The sequence below is a fragment of the Sabulicella flocculans genome (genome assembly GCF_045449635.1).
Taxonomy (GTDB): domain Bacteria; phylum Pseudomonadota; class Alphaproteobacteria; order Acetobacterales; family Acetobacteraceae; genus Roseococcus.
This window is the reverse complement of sequence record NZ_JBJJBR010000005.1, coordinates 90,048-104,207: the sequence shown is the minus strand read 5'-3', so window position 1 is coordinate 104,207 and position 14,160 is coordinate 90,048. Positions and strand designations below refer to the sequence as shown.

The 14,160-nt window shown below is 73.2% G+C and carries 17 protein-coding genes and 1 tRNA gene; 12 read left to right on the top strand and 6 right to left on the bottom strand.

Annotation, left to right across the window (positions count from 1 at the left end):
- Positions 1-17 precede the first annotated feature (17 nt).
- Genes ACI6QG_RS08040 through ACI6QG_RS08020 form a run of 5 tightly spaced genes read left to right on the top strand, consistent with a single transcriptional unit; the run spans position 18 to position 3,262 of the window.
- Positions 18-1,184, top strand: a complete 1,167-nt coding sequence (locus ACI6QG_RS08040) for a M20 aminoacylase family protein (protein WP_407024071.1) — start codon at positions 18-20, stop codon at positions 1,182-1,184.
- Entirely contained in the window at positions 1,181-1,711 is a 531-nt protein-coding gene (locus ACI6QG_RS08035) for a chromate transporter (protein ID WP_407024070.1), read from the top strand. Before ACI6QG_RS08040 ends, ACI6QG_RS08035 begins: the two co-directional genes overlap by 4 nt.
- On the top strand, positions 1,708-2,220 hold the full coding sequence (locus ACI6QG_RS08030) for a chromate transporter (protein ID WP_407024069.1): 513 nt from the start codon (positions 1,708-1,710) through the stop codon (positions 2,218-2,220). Before ACI6QG_RS08035 ends, ACI6QG_RS08030 begins: the two co-directional genes overlap by 4 nt.
- A complete protein-coding gene (locus tag ACI6QG_RS08025; protein ID WP_407024068.1) occupies positions 2,217-2,738 on the top strand; it encodes a chromate transporter in 522 nt (173 codons plus the stop codon). Before ACI6QG_RS08030 ends, ACI6QG_RS08025 begins: the two co-directional genes overlap by 4 nt.
- Positions 2,735-3,262, top strand: coding sequence for a chromate transporter (locus ACI6QG_RS08020; RefSeq protein WP_407024067.1), 528 nt, complete (start codon positions 2,735-2,737; stop codon positions 3,260-3,262). The genes ACI6QG_RS08025 and ACI6QG_RS08020 overlap by 4 nt, the downstream gene beginning before the upstream one ends.
- Positions 3,263-3,269: 7 nt before the next feature.
- Here ACI6QG_RS08020 and ACI6QG_RS08015 read toward each other — a convergent pair whose 3' ends face one another.
- From ACI6QG_RS08015 to ACI6QG_RS07995, 5 genes are read right to left on the bottom strand one after another with little or no spacing between them, the layout of a single operon-like run.
- Positions 3,270-3,911 carry an MBL fold metallo-hydrolase gene (locus ACI6QG_RS08015; RefSeq protein ID WP_407024066.1) on the bottom strand — a complete coding sequence of 214 codons (642 nt, stop codon included), beginning with the start codon at positions 3,909-3,911 and terminating at the stop codon, positions 3,270-3,272.
- 49 nt (positions 3,912-3,960) lie between these two features.
- Positions 3,961-4,347 carry a hypothetical protein gene (locus tag ACI6QG_RS08010; protein ID WP_407024065.1) on the bottom strand — a complete coding sequence of 129 codons (387 nt, stop codon included), beginning with the start codon at positions 4,345-4,347 and terminating at the stop codon, positions 3,961-3,963.
- A gap of 5 nt (positions 4,348-4,352) precedes the next feature.
- Positions 4,353-4,661 (bottom strand): hypothetical protein, encoded by a 309-nt coding sequence (locus tag ACI6QG_RS08005; RefSeq protein WP_407024064.1) that lies wholly within the window; start codon positions 4,659-4,661, stop codon positions 4,353-4,355.
- A 33-nt stretch (positions 4,662-4,694) separates the two neighbouring features.
- Positions 4,695-6,020 carry an ATP-binding protein gene (locus ACI6QG_RS08000; RefSeq protein ID WP_407024063.1) on the bottom strand — a complete coding sequence of 442 codons (1,326 nt, stop codon included), beginning with the start codon at positions 6,018-6,020 and terminating at the stop codon, positions 4,695-4,697.
- Complete coding sequence (locus tag ACI6QG_RS07995; RefSeq protein WP_407024062.1) at positions 6,017-6,748, bottom strand: response regulator; 732 nt, start codon at positions 6,746-6,748, stop codon at positions 6,017-6,019. The genes ACI6QG_RS08000 and ACI6QG_RS07995 overlap by 4 nt, the downstream gene beginning before the upstream one ends.
- A 77-nt stretch (positions 6,749-6,825) precedes the next feature.
- Here ACI6QG_RS07995 and ACI6QG_RS07990 point away from each other — a divergent pair.
- The 6 genes from ACI6QG_RS07990 to ACI6QG_RS07965 all read left to right on the top strand — a co-directional run bounded on the left by ACI6QG_RS07990 (position 6,826) and on the right by ACI6QG_RS07965 (position 12,289).
- Positions 6,826-6,911: transfer RNA gene (locus tag ACI6QG_RS07990), tRNA-Leu, on the top strand.
- 307 nt (positions 6,912-7,218) lie between these two features.
- Positions 7,219-7,722: a YciE/YciF ferroxidase family protein gene (locus tag ACI6QG_RS07985; protein ID WP_407024061.1), complete on the top strand. Its 504-nt coding sequence runs from the start codon at positions 7,219-7,221 to the stop codon at positions 7,720-7,722.
- A gap of 66 nt (positions 7,723-7,788) precedes the next feature.
- The gene (locus ACI6QG_RS07980) at positions 7,789-9,606 is read left to right on the top strand and encodes a CocE/NonD family hydrolase (RefSeq protein ID WP_407024060.1); all 1,818 of its coding nucleotides are present in this window, start codon (positions 7,789-7,791) and stop codon (positions 9,604-9,606) included.
- Positions 9,607-9,624: 18 nt separating this feature from the next.
- Positions 9,625-10,560: a Bug family tripartite tricarboxylate transporter substrate binding protein gene (locus ACI6QG_RS07975; RefSeq protein ID WP_407024059.1), complete on the top strand. Its 936-nt coding sequence runs from the start codon at positions 9,625-9,627 to the stop codon at positions 10,558-10,560.
- A gap of 15 nt (positions 10,561-10,575) precedes the next feature.
- Complete coding sequence (locus ACI6QG_RS07970) at positions 10,576-11,685, top strand: S-(hydroxymethyl)glutathione dehydrogenase/class III alcohol dehydrogenase (protein ID WP_407024058.1); 1,110 nt, start codon at positions 10,576-10,578, stop codon at positions 11,683-11,685.
- A gap of 76 nt (positions 11,686-11,761) precedes the next feature.
- Complete coding sequence (locus ACI6QG_RS07965) at positions 11,762-12,289, top strand: hypothetical protein (RefSeq protein WP_407024057.1); 528 nt, start codon at positions 11,762-11,764, stop codon at positions 12,287-12,289.
- Positions 12,290-12,292: 3 nt separating this feature from the next.
- On the opposite strand, the gene ACI6QG_RS07960 is transcribed toward ACI6QG_RS07965, so the two are convergent.
- Positions 12,293-13,261, bottom strand: coding sequence for a TAXI family TRAP transporter solute-binding subunit (locus tag ACI6QG_RS07960; RefSeq protein ID WP_407024056.1), 969 nt, complete (start codon positions 13,259-13,261; stop codon positions 12,293-12,295).
- A 143-nt stretch (positions 13,262-13,404) separates the two neighbouring features.
- Between ACI6QG_RS07960 and ACI6QG_RS07955 the strand changes: the two genes are divergently transcribed.
- Complete coding sequence (locus ACI6QG_RS07955) at positions 13,405-14,103, top strand: CBS domain-containing protein (protein WP_407024055.1); 699 nt, start codon at positions 13,405-13,407, stop codon at positions 14,101-14,103.
- The last annotated feature ends 57 nt before the right edge of the window (positions 14,104-14,160 follow it).

Sequence of the window (14,160 nt, the reverse complement as noted above, 5' to 3'; positions counted from 1 at the left end):
GAAGGAGTCCCCCCGCCATGCCCGTGCTCAACCGCATCGCCGAGTTCCACCCCGAGATGACGGCGTGGCGCCACGACTTCCACCAGCACCCCGAGCTGGGCTTCGAGGAGCGCCGCACCGCCGGCATCGTCGCCGCCAAGCTGCGGGAGTTCGGCTGCGACGAGGTGCACGAGGGCATCGCCACCACCGGCGTGGTGGGCGTCATCCACGGCCAGGGCGGTCCGAACGGCAGGGCGGTGGGCCTGCGCGCCGACATGGACGCCCTGCCCATCGAGGAAGCCACCGGCAAGCCCTGGGCCAGCACCGTGCCCGGCAAGATGCACGCCTGCGGGCATGACGGCCACACCACCATCCTGCTGGGCGCGGCGAAGTACCTGGCGGAGACGCGCAACTTCTCCGGCACCGTGCACCTGATCTTCCAGCCGGCGGAGGAGAACCTGGCCGGCGGCGGCGTGATGGTGAAGGAAGGCCTGTTCGAGCGCTTCCCGATGCAGCGCGTGTTCGGCCTGCACAACTGGCCGGGCGGCGAGCCCGGCACCTTCCTGTGGAAGGAAGGCCCGATGATGGCCGCCGTCGCCAACCTGGAGATCGAGCTGAAGGGCCGCGGCGCGCACGGCGCCATGCCGCACCAGGGCAACGACCCGGTGGTGGTGGCCGCCGCCATCATCCAGGCGCTGCAGACCGTGGTGGCGCGCAACGTGGAGCCGGTGGACGCCGGCGTCATCACCATCGGCTGCATCCAGGGCGGGCACACTTACAACGTCATCCCCGAGACGCTGAGGATGCTGGGCACCGCCCGCTGGTTCCTGCCCGAGGTGGGCGACCTGCTGGAGCGCCGCTTCGGCGAGATCATCCAAGGCATCGCCGCCGCCTTCGGGGTGGAGGCGACGCACCGCTTCCTGCGCGCCTACCCCGCCACGGTGAACAACCCCGAGAGCACGCGCCTACTGCTGCCCGCCGCCGAAGCCATCGTCGGCGCCGACAAGGTGAAGGAGCTGCCGAAGCCCACCATGGGGGCGGAGGACTTCTCCTTCATGCTCAACGCCTGCCCGGGCTCCTACGTGTTCCTGGGCGGCGAGGGCAAGGCGCCGGTCCACCATCCGCTCTACGATTTCGACGACGCCATCCTGCCGGTCGGCGCCTCCTTCTTCGCCACGCTGGTCGAGCAGCAGCTGCCGCGTTGAGGCTGCGCGACCTCTTCCTCGGCTACGCCAGGATCGGGCTGCTGGGCTTCGGCGGCGTGGCCGTCATCGCCCGCCACGTCATCGTGGAGGAGCGGCGCTGGCTGACCGAGCGCGACTACGCCGAGGTGCTGGGGCTGGGCCAGGTGCTGCCCGGCCCCAACGTGGGCAACGCCGCCATCATGATCGGCCGGCGCTTCCGCGGCCTGCCCGGCGCGCTGGCCGCCACGGCGGGGCTCTACGCCGCGCCGCTGGCCATCCTGGTGGCGCTGGCCAGCTTCTACGGCGCCTTCGGCCAGGACCCGCGGGTGGCGCCGGTGATGCGCGGCATCGCCGCCGCCGCCGCGGGCATGGTCATCGGCATGGCGCTGAAGATGGGCACGCGGCTGAAGCCGCCGCCGGAACTGGCCGCCATCGCCCTGCTGGCGCTGCTGGCCGGCGCCTGGTTGCGGTTGCCGCTGCCGCTGATCGTGCTGGGGCTGGGGCCGCCGGGCATCTGGCTGGCGCTGCGCCGGGCGCGGGCGGCGTGATCGCGGCGCTGTTCTGGGCCTTCGCCGGCCTGTCCCTGCTGGCCATCGGCGGCGCCAACGCCGTGCTGCCGGAGATGCACCGCCAGCTGGTCGAGATCCACGGCTGGATGGACGACGCCACCTTCGGCCAGCTCTTCGCGCTCGCGCAGGCGGCGCCGGGGCCGAACATCCTGGCGGCCTCCGTCATGGGCTGGCACATCGCCGGCCCGGCCGGGCTGGCGGCGGCGACGCTGGGCATGCTGCTGCCGGCCTCCGTGCTGGCCTGGGGCGTGGCGGGGCTGACCCAGCGGCTGGCCAAGGCGCCCTGGCTGAAGCCGGCGCAGTTCGGGCTGGTGCCGGTGGCGGTGGGTCTCATTGCCGCCTCGGGCGTCATCATGGCCGAGGCGGCGGGAACCGGCTGGCTGCCCTGGCTGGTCATCGCCGCCTCCGCCCTGTTCATCTGGCGGACCGGCTTCTCGCCGCTCTGGGTGCTGGCGGCCGGGGGCGTGCTGGGCTTCCTGTTCCCGTGACGCCGACGCGCGGGCAGCTCTTCCTCGCCTACCTGCGCATCGGCCTGACCGGCTTCGGCGGCGTCAACGCCTGGGCGCGGCAGTTGCTGGTGGAGGAGAAGGGCTGGCTTTCCGACCAGCAATACGCCGAGGCGCTGGGCATGGGGCAGGTGCTGCCCGGCCCCAACGCGCTGAACTGCGCGATCGCCATCGGCGCGCGCTTCCACGGCGCGGCCGGTGCGGCGCTGGCCTGCCTGGGGCTGCTGGCCGGGCCGATGGCGGTGCTGGTGCTGGTCGCCGCCGCCTATGACCGCTACGGCCAGCTGCCGCTGGTGCGCGCGGTGCTGACCGGCATCGCCGCCGCCGCCGCCGGCATGGTGCTGGGCACCGCGGTGAAGATGGCGGTGAAGCTGCGCCCGACGCCGCTGCTGTGGCTCACCGGCGCGTTGGCGCTGGGCCTGGCCATGCTGCACGTGCCGCTGCCCCTGGTGCTGCTGGGGCTGGCGCCGCTGGGCATCTGGGCGGCCTCGCGCCGATGAGCGACGACAGCGGCCTGCACGCCCTGGTCGTCACCTTCCTGGGCCTGTCGCTCGTCTCGGTGGGCGGCGGCATCGCCGTGCTGCCGGAGATGTCGCGCCTGGTGGTGCAGGAGCACGGCTGGATGAGCCAGCTGCAGTTCGCCAAGCTGTTCGCGCTGGCGCAGGCGGCGCCGGGGCCCAACATCATGGTGGTCGGCCTGATCGGCTGGCACGTGGCGGGCGCGGCGGGGATGTTCCTGGCCATGCTGGCGATGTGCGGGCCGACCTCGCTGCTGGCCTACGCCTTCTCCCGGCTCCAGCGGCGCGAGCTTCCCTGGCTGCGCCGCGCCGAGCGCGGGCTGGTGCCCATCGCCATCGGCCTCATCGCCGCCTCCGGCCTGCTGCTGGCCGAGGGCACGGTGAGGGAGGCGCCGCCGGTGCTGGCGGTGGTGCTGGCCTCCTTCCTGTTCGTCTGGCGCACGCAGCGCTCGCCCCTCTGGGTGCTGCTGGGCGGCGCGGGCTTCGGCGCGGCGCTGCTGCGCTGAGGCGCGCTCAGCCGCGCAGGAAGGGGTTGGTCCGCCGCTCCGTGCCGAAATCGCCGCCGGGGCCGTGGCCGCAGGTGAAGCGGACGTCGTCGCCGAGAGGCAGCAGCTTGGTGGTGATGGCGTTGATCAGCGCGGCGTGGTCGCCATAGGGGAAGTCGGTGCGGCCGATGGAGCCGCGGAACAGCACGTCGCCCACGATGGCGAAGCGCAGCGCGGCGGAGAAGAACACCACCGAGCCCGGCGAATGCCCCGGGCAATGCAGCACGGCGAATTCCTGCCCCGCGATGGCGACCTCCTCGCCTTCCTCCAGCCAGCGGTCGGGGGTGGCGTTGCGCGCCCCGTCCAGGCCGTAGGCGCGGCCCTGCTGCTCCAGGTGGTCCAGCAGCATCTGGTCGGCGCGGTGCGGGCCGATGACCGGGATGCCGCCGGCGCGCTCCTTCAGCTCCAGCGCCCCGCCGGCATGGTCGATGTGGCCGTGGGTCAGCACGATCTGCTCGGCCGTGAGCCCCTCGGACTCCAGGGCCTGGAGGATGGTGTCCACGTCGCCGCCCGGATCCACCACGGTGGCCGCCCTGGCGGCGTCGTCCCACACGATGGCGCAGTTCTGCGCGAAGGCGGTGACGGGGATGATGGCGGCCTTCAGGGACATGGCGGTGCTCCTCCGCGCCGGGGGCGGCGCGGAGGGGTGTGTGCCCGGCCTACCAGCGCCGGTCCAGGTCCCGGCGCTCGCGTTCCAGCTGGCGGCGTTCCCGCTCCAGCTCGCGCTCGCGCTCGGCGAGGCGGCGTTCGTCCTCGCGGTAGGCGCGGCGCTCGGCGCGGTCGGGGATGCCGTCGCGGTCGCGGTCGCGGCCATAGGCGCGGCGTTCCTCGCGGTCGTCCACGCCGTTGCGGTTCTGGTCCACCCGGCGGCGGTTCTCCTCCCAGTCGGGCACGCCGTTGCGGTTGCGGTCATCCGCCTGGGGCTGCGGCACCAGGCCCGGGGCGATCTGCTGGATGATCGTCCCCAGGTCCTGCGCCTGGGCGGCCGGCGCCGCCCAGGGAGCAAGCAGGCCCAACGCCGCCGCGCCCAGGATCAGCGGGCGCACGGCCCTCACTGCCGCCGGTTGGAGGGCACGCCATGCCCCTGGCGGATCAGCTCGGCGCGCTCGCGCTCCCACTGGCGGCGCTCCTGCTCGCGCAGGGCATCCCAGGAGGCGCGGTCCATCGCGGTCGGCATCTGCGCCATCGGCGCGGCCGGCATCGCCATGGGCGCGACGGGGGCCATCGGCACGGGGGCCAGCGCGGGCTGGCCCTCGTACAGCGTGGCGGAAGGCTGCGGCACGCCCATGTTCTGGGCCATGGCGGCGGAGCCGAGGAGGGCGGCGCCGGCCAGGACCGGCGCGAGGAGCAGCTTGTTCATGGCGGTCCAAACGGCGGGCGTGGCGCGCCGGTTTCAACCGGGCAGGGAGAGTTCCGCCCGCAGCCCGCCACCCGGGCGGTTGCGCAGCAACAGTTCCCCGCCATGGGCGCGGGCGATGGAGCGCGCGATTGTCAGCCCCAGCCCGGTGCCGCCCGTCTCGCTGTTGCGGCTCTCCTCCAGGCGGTGGAAGGGGCGGAACACCTCCTCCAGCGCCGCCTCGGGGATGCCGGGGCCGTCATCCTCCACCGCCAGCAGCGCGCCGCGCGGCCCGCGCGCCAGCGTGATGCGCGCGGCGCCGCCGTAGCGCAGGGCGTTGCCCACCAGGTTGGCCAGCGCCCGCTTGGCCGAAAGCGGGCGCAGCGGCAGCACCAGGCGGTCGGGCCCGGCATAGGCGGTGACGGCACCCTCCTGCCCGTCCGCCGCCTCGTCCAGCACGGTGCGCGCCAGCGCGGCGAGGTCCAGCGGCACCGCCTGCTCCTGCGCCGCGTCGTCGCGCGCGAAGGCCAGGGTGGCGGCGATCATGCGCTCCATCTCCTCCAGGTCGCGCAGGGTGCGCTCGCGCAGGCGGTCATCCTCCATCAGCTCGGCGCGCAGGCGCAGGCGGGTGATGGGGGTGCGCAGGTCATGGCCGATGGCGGCCAGCATCTGCGTGCGGTCGGCCACGAAGCGCCGGATGTTGCCGGCCATGGTGTTGAAGGCCGCCGCGGCGGTGGCGACTTCGCGCGGGCCGGCCTCCGGCAGCGGCGGGGCGTTGACGTCGCGCCCCAGGCGCTCGGCGGCCGCGGCGAGTTCCGCCACCGGCCGGGTCAGGCGGCGCACCGCCCACAGGATCAGCAGCGCCGCCGCGGCCGACATCAGCGCAAAGGCGATGGCGAAGGTGGGCGAATGCCAGGGGCGCGGCCGCGGCGGCGACACCTCCAGGTTCAGCCAGCCGCGGTCGGGGAAGCGCAGGGACACCAGCACGCGGCCGCGCTCGGACCCGCTCAGCACCTCGGCCGGGCGGAAGCGGCGCCCCGGCCCGGGCGATGGCGGGCCGTCCAGGCGGAACAGGCCGGAGAGGCGCTCAGGCACCGGGCGCATGCCGGGCGTCACCGACGGCGCCTCGTCCAGCGTGGCGGCGAGGCCGGGCGGCAGGTCGGTTTCCGCCAGCAGGGCCGGGCGGCGCTCCGGCGCGGTCGTCACCAGGGCGCGCCACAGCGCCACGGTGCGGAAGGACACCTCCCGCGCATCCTGCCGGCGCTGCAGGTCCACGCGGTCCAGCGCGTGGATGGTCAGCCCCGCCGCCTGCACCGCCATCAGCGCCAGGATCAGCACCAGCGCCGTGCGCCCGGCCAGGGTGCGCGGCCAGAACCGCCTCATGCGCGCTCCACCGTCGCGGCCAGCACGTAGCCGCCGCCGCGCACGGTCTTGATGATCTGCGGGTTGCGGCCGTCATCCTCCAGCTTGCGCCGCAGGCGGGACACCGCGACGTCGATGGCGCGGTCGAAGGGGCCCGGCTGGCGGTTGTGCAGCAGGTCCATCAGCATGTCGCGCGTCAGCACGCGGTTGGGGCGCTCGACCAGGATGGTCAGCAGGTCGAACTCGCCGCCCGTCAGCGGGATCTCCACGCCCTGCGGGCTGAGCAGGCGGCGGCGGGCGGTTTCCAGCTCCCAGCCCCCGAAGCGGAAGCGGCGGTCGGGCGGGCCGCCGGGGGCGGCGGCGCCCTCGGCGCGGCGCAGCACGGCGCGGATGCGCGCGAGCAGCTCGCGCGGGTTGAAGGGCTTGGCCATGTAGTCGTCGGCGCCGAGTTCCAGCCCGACGATGCGGTCGGTCTCCTCGCCCATCGCGGTCAGCATCACGATGGGCACCTGGGAGTTGGCGCCGCCCTGGGAGCGAAGCCAGCGCGCCACGTCCAGCCCGCTCTCGCCGCCCGGCAGCATGAGGTCCAGCACCACCAGGGAGAAGGCGGCCCCGGGCCACAGCCGCCGGAACTCCCGCGCGTCGCGCGCCAGCGTCACGCGCAGGCCCTGGCGCTCCAGGAAGGCGCCCAGCAGCTCGCGGATCTCCCGGTCGTCGTCCAGCACCAGGATGTGGGGGGTGGTGTCCATCGCGGCCCCGAATGTAACAGCGGGGATTGTAACGCGGGGTGACGAAGCGTGGCGGGGCTGCTATCCCCCCGTCGCACGGGGGCGTGCCGGAACGGTAGACGGACTCGGCTCAAAATCGAGCGGCCTCGCGGCCATGGGGGTTCGAGTCCCCCCGCCCCTACCAGGACGCGTCGCGCGCGGCCGGAGGTGTTTCTGATGCCTTCATCTCCGCCCGCCTGGAGCGGGCGGCCGCGCCGGGCGCCCGCTCCACGGGCCTTGCTGCAGCCCCCTGGAGGGAGCCGGCGCGTGCCGTGCGCGCGCATCCTGCTTGCCGCGGTGGGGCCTTGGCAGGGCGGTGGAGGCTGGCCGGGCTTGCCTTCGGCATTGCCCTGTGGCGGCTGCGCTGTGCTGGGGCCGCCGGCCAACCCCAGACCAACCCGGCGCCCGGCCGGGCGTTCCCCAGCCTCCACGCACAGCAACGGAGGCGCGCCATGGGCCTGTTCAGCAAGAGCATCAAGACGCTGGACGACCTCTTCGTCCACACCTTGCAGGACATCTACTACGCCGAGCAGCAGATCGAGAAGAACCTGCCCACCATGATCGAGAAGGCGCAGGACCCCAGCCTCAAGCAGGGCCTGCGCCAGCACCTGGACGAGACGCGCGGCCAGATCGGCCGACTGGAGCAGGTGTTCCGCCAGCACGGCCACGACCCCAAGGGCGTGCAATGCGCCGCCATGGACGGCATCCTGGCCGAGGCCAAGGAAATCCTGGGCGACGTCTCCGACCCCGAGGTGACGGACGCGGCCATCATCTCCTCCGCCCAGGCGGTCGAGCATTACGAGATGACGCGCTACGGCACCCTCATCGCCTGGGCCAAGCAGCTCGGCCGCGCCGACTGCGCCGCCCTGCTGCAGGCCAACCTGGATGAAGAGAAGGCGGCCGACGCCAAGCTCACCATGGTGGCCGAGACGCGGGTGAACCGCGCCGCGGTGTGACCGACCGCCCCGGCGGCTTGGCGAAGCCAGCCGCCGGGGCCAAGCTGCCGTCCATCACCGGCAAGGATGGATGGCGTGGCGGACGGCGATGCGGGCAGCACGGCTTGGCAAGAGGCACCCTCGGCCTACTGGGCCAGGCGTTCCGCGGACTTCACCGTCCCATCCAGGCCGCTCTCGCGCTACCTGCCGATGCGCGACGGCTGCCGGCTGGCGCTCGACGTCTGGCTGCCACAAGGCGCCGACGGCCCGGTGCCCGCCATCGTCATCCTGACTCCCTATTACCGCAGGTTCGCGCTGGCGCCGGGCGCCGTGGCGGAGCCCTGCCCCAACGCCGCCAAGTTCCGCGACGCCTTCGTCCCGCGCGGCTATGCGCTGGTGGTCGTGGACGTGCGCGGCACCGGCGCGAGCTTCGGCACGCGCGACAGCTTCCGCTCGCCGAAGGAACGCGACGACTCGCGCGAAGTGGCGGACTGGGTCATCGCCCAGCCCTGGAGCGACGGGCGCATCGGCGCCACCGGCATCTCCTATCCTGGCGCGGCAAGCGACTTCCTCGCCAGCACAGGCCACCCGGCGGTGAAGGCCATCGCGCCGCTTTTCGCCGTATGGGACACCTGGGGCGACCACTACTATCCGGGCGGGATTTATCTGAACCGGCTGGCACAGGTGTACGACGACCTGATGGTGGCGATGGACCATGACCGGCGCGACCTGCTGCGCCGCTTCAGCTACTTCGCCGACCCCGCCCTGGCCGGCCCGCACCCGGTGGACGAGGACACGGACGGCGCGCTGTGCCGCGCCGCGGTGGTCGGCCATCTCGGCAATTTCCGCCAGCCCGACTTCATGGGCGACCTGAAGTTCCGCGAGGATCCCCTGCCCTCCGACCCCGGCTTCTCCTCGGCGGACATCAGCCCCTATGCCGCCAGCCCCGGCATCCGCGACGACGTCGCGGTGCTCTGCGTCTCCGGCTGGATGGATGGCGCTGGCTACGCGAACAGCGCCATCGCCCGCTTCCTGACGCTTGAGCGCAACCCGCGCCACCTGCTGCTGGGCCCGTGGGATCACGGGGCGCGCTGCAACACCTCACCCTGGCGCGGCGGCGTCGAGCCGGAGTTCGCCCTGCTGGCCGAGGTGACGCGCTTCTTCGACGAATACCTCATGGGCCGCGACACCGGCTTGCGCCGCGAGGCGCCGATCCACTACTTCGCCCAGCACGAGGAGGCATGGCACGCCGCACCCGCATGGCCGCCAGCCCCGCAAGGCAAACGCCTGCACCTGGCCGAGGGCGGCGCGCTGCAGCCGGCCCCTGCGCCGCTGGCCGCCGCCGTGCAGGCCGATTTCGCCTGGGGCAGCGGCGACGGCACGCGCTACGAGCGCATCGCCGGCATCAACAGCACCACCTACCACGCCGACTGGACCCAGCGCGCCGCCGCCCTGCCCTGCTTCGACAGTGCACCGCTGGAGGCGCCGCTGGACCTTGCCGGGCACGCGGTGGCGGAGGTGACGCTGGAGTGCTCGGAGAAGGACGGGGCCCTGGTGCTCTACCTTTCGGAGGTGGAGGCGGACGGCACGGTGCGCTACGTCACCGAAGGGCTGCTGCGCCTGCTGCACCGGCGGGAAGGCACCCCGCCACCCACCTACCGCTGCGCCTGGCCGTGGCGTTCCTTCCACCGGGCCGACGCCGCGCCGATGGCGCCGGGCATCGCCGAGACCATCCGCCTCGCGCTGCTGCCCACCGCATGGCGCTTCGCGGCCGGCAGCCGGATCCGGCTCTCGGTGGCCGGGCACGACGCCGACCACTTCGTGCAGACGCCTCATGGCCGCCCGCCCGGCCTCACGCTGCGCGCGCCCTCCTTCCTCGACCTTCCCCTTCGTGCCGGAGCCTGAGCCATGCTGCGCCGAACCTTGATCGCCCTCCCCCTCGCCGCGCCGGCCCTGGCGCAGACGGCGGCGGGCGGAAACGCACTGCGGATGATTCTCACCCAGGCGCCCGGCTCCTCCAACGACATGGTGGGGCGCATCATCCAGGACCCGGTTTCCGCCGCTCTGCGGGTGCCGGTGGTGATCGAGAACCGGCCCGGCGCCAATGGCGCGGTCGCGGTGAATGCGTTGAAGGCGGCGCGCAACGACGGGCAGACCGTGCTGTTGACCGGCGTCTCGCAGCTTGCCTTCAACCCGCACCTGTTCCGCAACCTGCCCTACGACGTGCAGCGCGACTTCACGATGATCGCGCCCGTCACCGACACGCCCTTCGTGCTCATCGCCTCCAGGAAGTCGGGCATCACCAGCCTGCGCGCCCTGGTGGAGGCGGCGCGCACGCGCGACCTCTCCTTCAGCAGTGCCGGCATCGGCAACTCCACCCACCTGGCGATGGAGATGCTGACGGACCGCGCCGGGGTGCGGATGACCCACGTGCCCTATCCTGGCACGGCGCAAGGCGTCACCGCCGTCCTGACCGGCGAGGTGGATGCGATGATTCCTACCTTCGGCGTCGCCTTCCCGCAGATCCAGGCCGGCGGGGTCAACGCCCTGGCGGTGGTGGCGCCGCAACGCATGCCCCAGTTGCCTGAGCTGCCGACCCAGGCCGAGGCTGGGCTGGACGTGCCGGTGATGCCGGGCTGGTTCGCCCTGGTCGGGCTGGCGGGAATGCCGGCGGAGGCGGTATCGCGGCTGAACGCAGCCGTCACCGGTGCCCTGGCCGATGCCGGCGTGCGCCGCCGCCTGGACGAGCAGTTCCTGATTCCCCTGCAAGGCAGCGCCGCTGCCATGCAGGACCGGCTGGACCACGAAAGCCGCCTGTGGGGAGACTTCATCCGCGGCCGCCAGCTGACCGTGCAGTAAGGAAGGACGCCCAGCATGAAGACCCGCGCCGCCGTCGCCTTCGAGGCGAAGCGCCCGCTCGAGATCGTCGAGGTGGACCTCGAAGGCCCCCGCGCCGGCGAGGTGCTGGTGGAGATCATGGCCACCGGCCTGTGCCACACCGACAAGTACACCCTCTCCGGCGCCGATCCTGAAGGGATGTTCCCCGCCATCCTGGGCCACGAGGGCGCGGGCGTGGTGCGCGAGGTCGGGCCGGGCGTCACCTCGCTGAAGCCGGGCGACCACGTGATCCCGCTCTACACGCCCGAATGCCGGGAATGCGAGTACTGCCTGAACCCCAAGACCAACCTCTGCCAGAAGATCCGCACCACCCAGGGGCGTGGCGTGATGCCCGACGGGACCTCGCGCTTCTCCTACAAGGGCACGCCGATCCTGCACTACATGGGCTGCTCCACCTTCAGCAACTTCACCGTGCTGCCGGAGATCGCGCTGGCGAAGGTGCGGGAGGACGCCCCCTTCGACAAGGTCTGCTACATCGGCTGCGGCGTCACCACCGGCATCGGCGCCGTGCTGTGGACGGCGAAGGTCGAGCCGGGCGCCAACGTGGTGGTGTTCGGCCTGGGCGGCATCGGGCTGAACGTCATCCAGGGCGCGCGCATGGCGGGTGCGGCCATGATCGTCGGCGTGGACCTGAACCCCGGCCGCGCCGAGATGGGCCGGGAGTTCGGCATGACGCACTTCGTCAACCCGGGTGACGTCACGGGCGACCTGGTGGCGCACATCGTGGAGCTGACCGGCGGCGGCGCCGACTACTCCTTCGAATGCGTGGGCAGCACGGCGCTGATGCGCCAGGCGCTGGAATGCGCGCACAAGGGCTGGGGCGTCTCCACCATCATCGGAGTGGCGCCCGCGGGCGCGGAGATCAGCACCCGACCCTTCCAGCTGGTCACCGGCCGGCGCTGGCAGGGCAGCGCCTTCGGCGGCGCGCGCGGCCGCACCGACGTGCCGAAGATCGTGGACTGGTACATGCAGGGCCGCATCGAGATCGACCCGCTGATCACCCACACCCTGCCGCTGGAGCGCATCAACGAGGGCTTCGACATGATGGCCCGCGGCGAAAGCATCCGCACCGTCGTGCTGTTCTGAGCCGGGCGTCCCGGCCCGTGGCGCGCCGTCCCGCGCCGCTGGACGGCGCGGGACGCGGCCGCGCACCCTCGGCGGCATGGTGAACTGGGACGCCCTGACCCCCATCCTGGCCGGCACCGGCGTGCTGCTGGCCAGCTTCGTCACCCTGGCCGTCACGGTGTTCTCCCTGCGGCGCAACCACCGCAAGGACGTCTCGCTGCGCCTCGCCGAGCACCGCCTGCGGCGCATGGACGAGCTGGCGGCGGAAATGGCGAACTACCTGGGCGCCGTCGCGCGCCTGTCCATGCGCGGCAAGGCCAGCGAGCGCGCGGTGCAGGAATACGCCCGCGCCGCCACCAAGGTGCAGCTCCTCCTCAACCACGAGGACCAGGAATACGCCCGCCTCGACGCGCTGATGGAGGAGGTGGACCTGCTGCTGGCCGACGCCAAGCGTGGCGGCACCGAGCCGCCCTCGGCGGAGGTCGAGCGGCTGGACGACGCCTTCGTCGCCATCGCCGACCGCGTGATGCAGCGCGAATGGACCCGCACGCAGGAAGCCCTGCGCGCCGACACCGGGGATGCGCGCGCGCTGTCCGCCCTTTCGGGGCGCAAGCGCGCGCGCTGAGCGCTACAGGCTGGCGCCCTGGCCGCGCCAGAACGCCTCGGCCGCCGGGTGCCAGGGCACGCCGGCCGCCGCCGTCTTCTGGGCGCCCAGGTTGAAGTTCCGCGCCTCGGCATGCACGCGCGCCCAGTCCTCGCGCTGGCCCCACAGGGTGTTCAGCACCCCGGTCACCAGCGCGGCCGGCGCGTCCTCGCGCATCGCCAGGATGTTGGCCACCGAGAGCTGCTTGTTCGGCGCCGTCTGTCCCGGATAGGTGCCGGCGGGAATCTCCTCGGCGAAGTAGACCGGCCCGTGCTCCTGCACGATCGGCCCCAGGTGCTCGGCGTGGTCCACCAGCACCATGGTGGTGCCCGGCGTGGCGGCGAGGTCGGTGATGGCGCTGGTCGGCACGCCGGAGACGAAGAAGTAGGCGTCGATCTTGTTGTCGCGGATGGCGTTGGTGCTTTCCGCTGGGCTCAGCCGCTCCACCCCGCGGAAGTCGCGCTCGATGTTCAGGCCGGCGGCGGCGATCAGGCGGCGGGCGAACAGCTCGGTCGCGCTCTGCGGCGCGCCGGTGGAGACGCGCTTGCCCCGCAGGTCGGCCATGGTGCGGATGCCGCGGTCGGCCGTGGTCACCACCTGCATGCGGTTGGTGTAGAGCACCGCGATGGCGCGCGTGGGCACCTGCCGGCCGCGGAACTGCCCGGCGCCGCGGATGCTGTCCACCGCCGCGTCCACCTGCCCGAACACGATCTGCGCCCGGTTGGCGCCCAGCAGCTGGAAGTTGGCGGTGGAGCCCGCCGTCACCTCGGCGGTGGCGGAGGTGTTGGGCAGCCCGCGCGACAGGTAGTTGGCCAGCGCGCCGCCGAGCGGGAAGTACACGCCCCCCGTGGTGCCGGTGCCGATGACGAGCTGCTGGGAGGATTGCGCCAGGGCGGGTGCGGCCAGCGCGGCGGCGGGCAGCGCCAGCGCGGCGCGGCGGGTGATCTCGGACAACGCGTTTCTCCCCTTGGAAACTTCACTTCCCATCCAGATAGGGCGGCCCCACCCCCGCGGGAAGCCCCGATGTTGCGCCGGATCAAGGCGCGGCCCCGGCGAGGGCGGCACCCTGGCGGCCGAGATCCAGGGAGACCCCCGCCATGAATCGCCTCACCGCCCGCGACCTGATGACGCCCGACGTCGTCACCGTCCCCCTCGCCACCCCCGTGCTGGCCATCGCCCGCCTGCTGGCCGAGCGCGGCATCTCCGCCGTGCCCGTGCTGGGCGAGGCCGGCGACGTGATGGGCGTGGTGACGGAGGCCGACCTGATCCGCCGCCTGGCCGGCGAGGCCGAGAAGCCCGCCGCCTGGTTCCGCACCCTGTTCGCCAACCCGGCGCAGGAGGCCGAGCGCTTCGCCCGCACCCACGGCCTGCGCGCCGCCGACGTGATGACGGAGGAGGTCGTCTCCGTCACCGGCGACACCCGCGCGAGCGAGATCGCCGCGCTGATGGAGGAGAAGGGCATCCGCCGCGTGCTGGTGATCGAGGACGGGCGCCTGGCGGGCCTGGTCTCGCGCGCCGACCTGCTGCGCGCCCTGGTCGCCGAGCCGCCGGAGATGGCCGACTGCTCGGACGACCGCATCCGCCGCGCCGTGATGGCCCTGATGCGCAAGCAGCCCTGGGTGGACAGCTTCCACACCCTGGTCGAGGTCAAGGACGGCGTGGTGGAGTTCCACGGCTTCATGCGCGACGAGGGCGTGAAGCGCGGCCTGCGCGTGCTGGCGGAATCCGTGCCCGGCGTGCGCGCCGTGCGCGACGAGACGATGCCCATGCCGGCCTACCTCTACACCGGCGTCTGAACGCGCTGGACGCCGCGCGCCCGCGCGTGGCAGCGTGGCCGGGCGCTGAGCCGGGCC

Bases quoted from the DNA above. Each gene is read 5' to 3' on its own strand.
- ACI6QG_RS08000 (WP_407024063.1), bottom strand. From the start codon at position 6,020: ATGAGGCGGTTCTGGCCGCGCACCCTGGCCGGGCGCACGGCGCTGGTG.
- ACI6QG_RS08005 (WP_407024064.1), bottom strand. From the start codon at position 4,661: ATGAACAAGCTGCTCCTCGCGCCGGTCCTGGCCGGCGCCGCCCTCCTC.
- ACI6QG_RS07965 (WP_407024057.1), top strand. From the start codon at position 11,762: ATGGTGAACTGGGACGCCCTGACCCCCATCCTGGCCGGCACCGGCGTG.
- ACI6QG_RS07970 (WP_407024058.1), top strand. From the start codon at position 10,576: ATGAAGACCCGCGCCGCCGTCGCCTTCGAGGCGAAGCGCCCGCTCGAG.
- ACI6QG_RS07980 (WP_407024060.1), top strand. From the start codon at position 7,789: ATGGATGGCGTGGCGGACGGCGATGCGGGCAGCACGGCTTGGCAAGAG.
- ACI6QG_RS07955 (WP_407024055.1), top strand. From the start codon at position 13,405: ATGAATCGCCTCACCGCCCGCGACCTGATGACGCCCGACGTCGTCACC.
- ACI6QG_RS08040 (WP_407024071.1), top strand. From the start codon at position 18: ATGCCCGTGCTCAACCGCATCGCCGAGTTCCACCCCGAGATGACGGCG.
- ACI6QG_RS07995 (WP_407024062.1), bottom strand. From the start codon at position 6,748: ATGGACACCACCCCCCACATCCTGGTGCTGGACGACGACCGGGAGATC.
- ACI6QG_RS08020 (WP_407024067.1), top strand. From the start codon at position 2,735: ATGAGCGACGACAGCGGCCTGCACGCCCTGGTCGTCACCTTCCTGGGC.
- ACI6QG_RS08015 (WP_407024066.1), bottom strand. From the start codon at position 3,911: ATGTCCCTGAAGGCCGCCATCATCCCCGTCACCGCCTTCGCGCAGAAC.
- ACI6QG_RS07985 (WP_407024061.1), top strand. From the start codon at position 7,219: ATGGGCCTGTTCAGCAAGAGCATCAAGACGCTGGACGACCTCTTCGTC.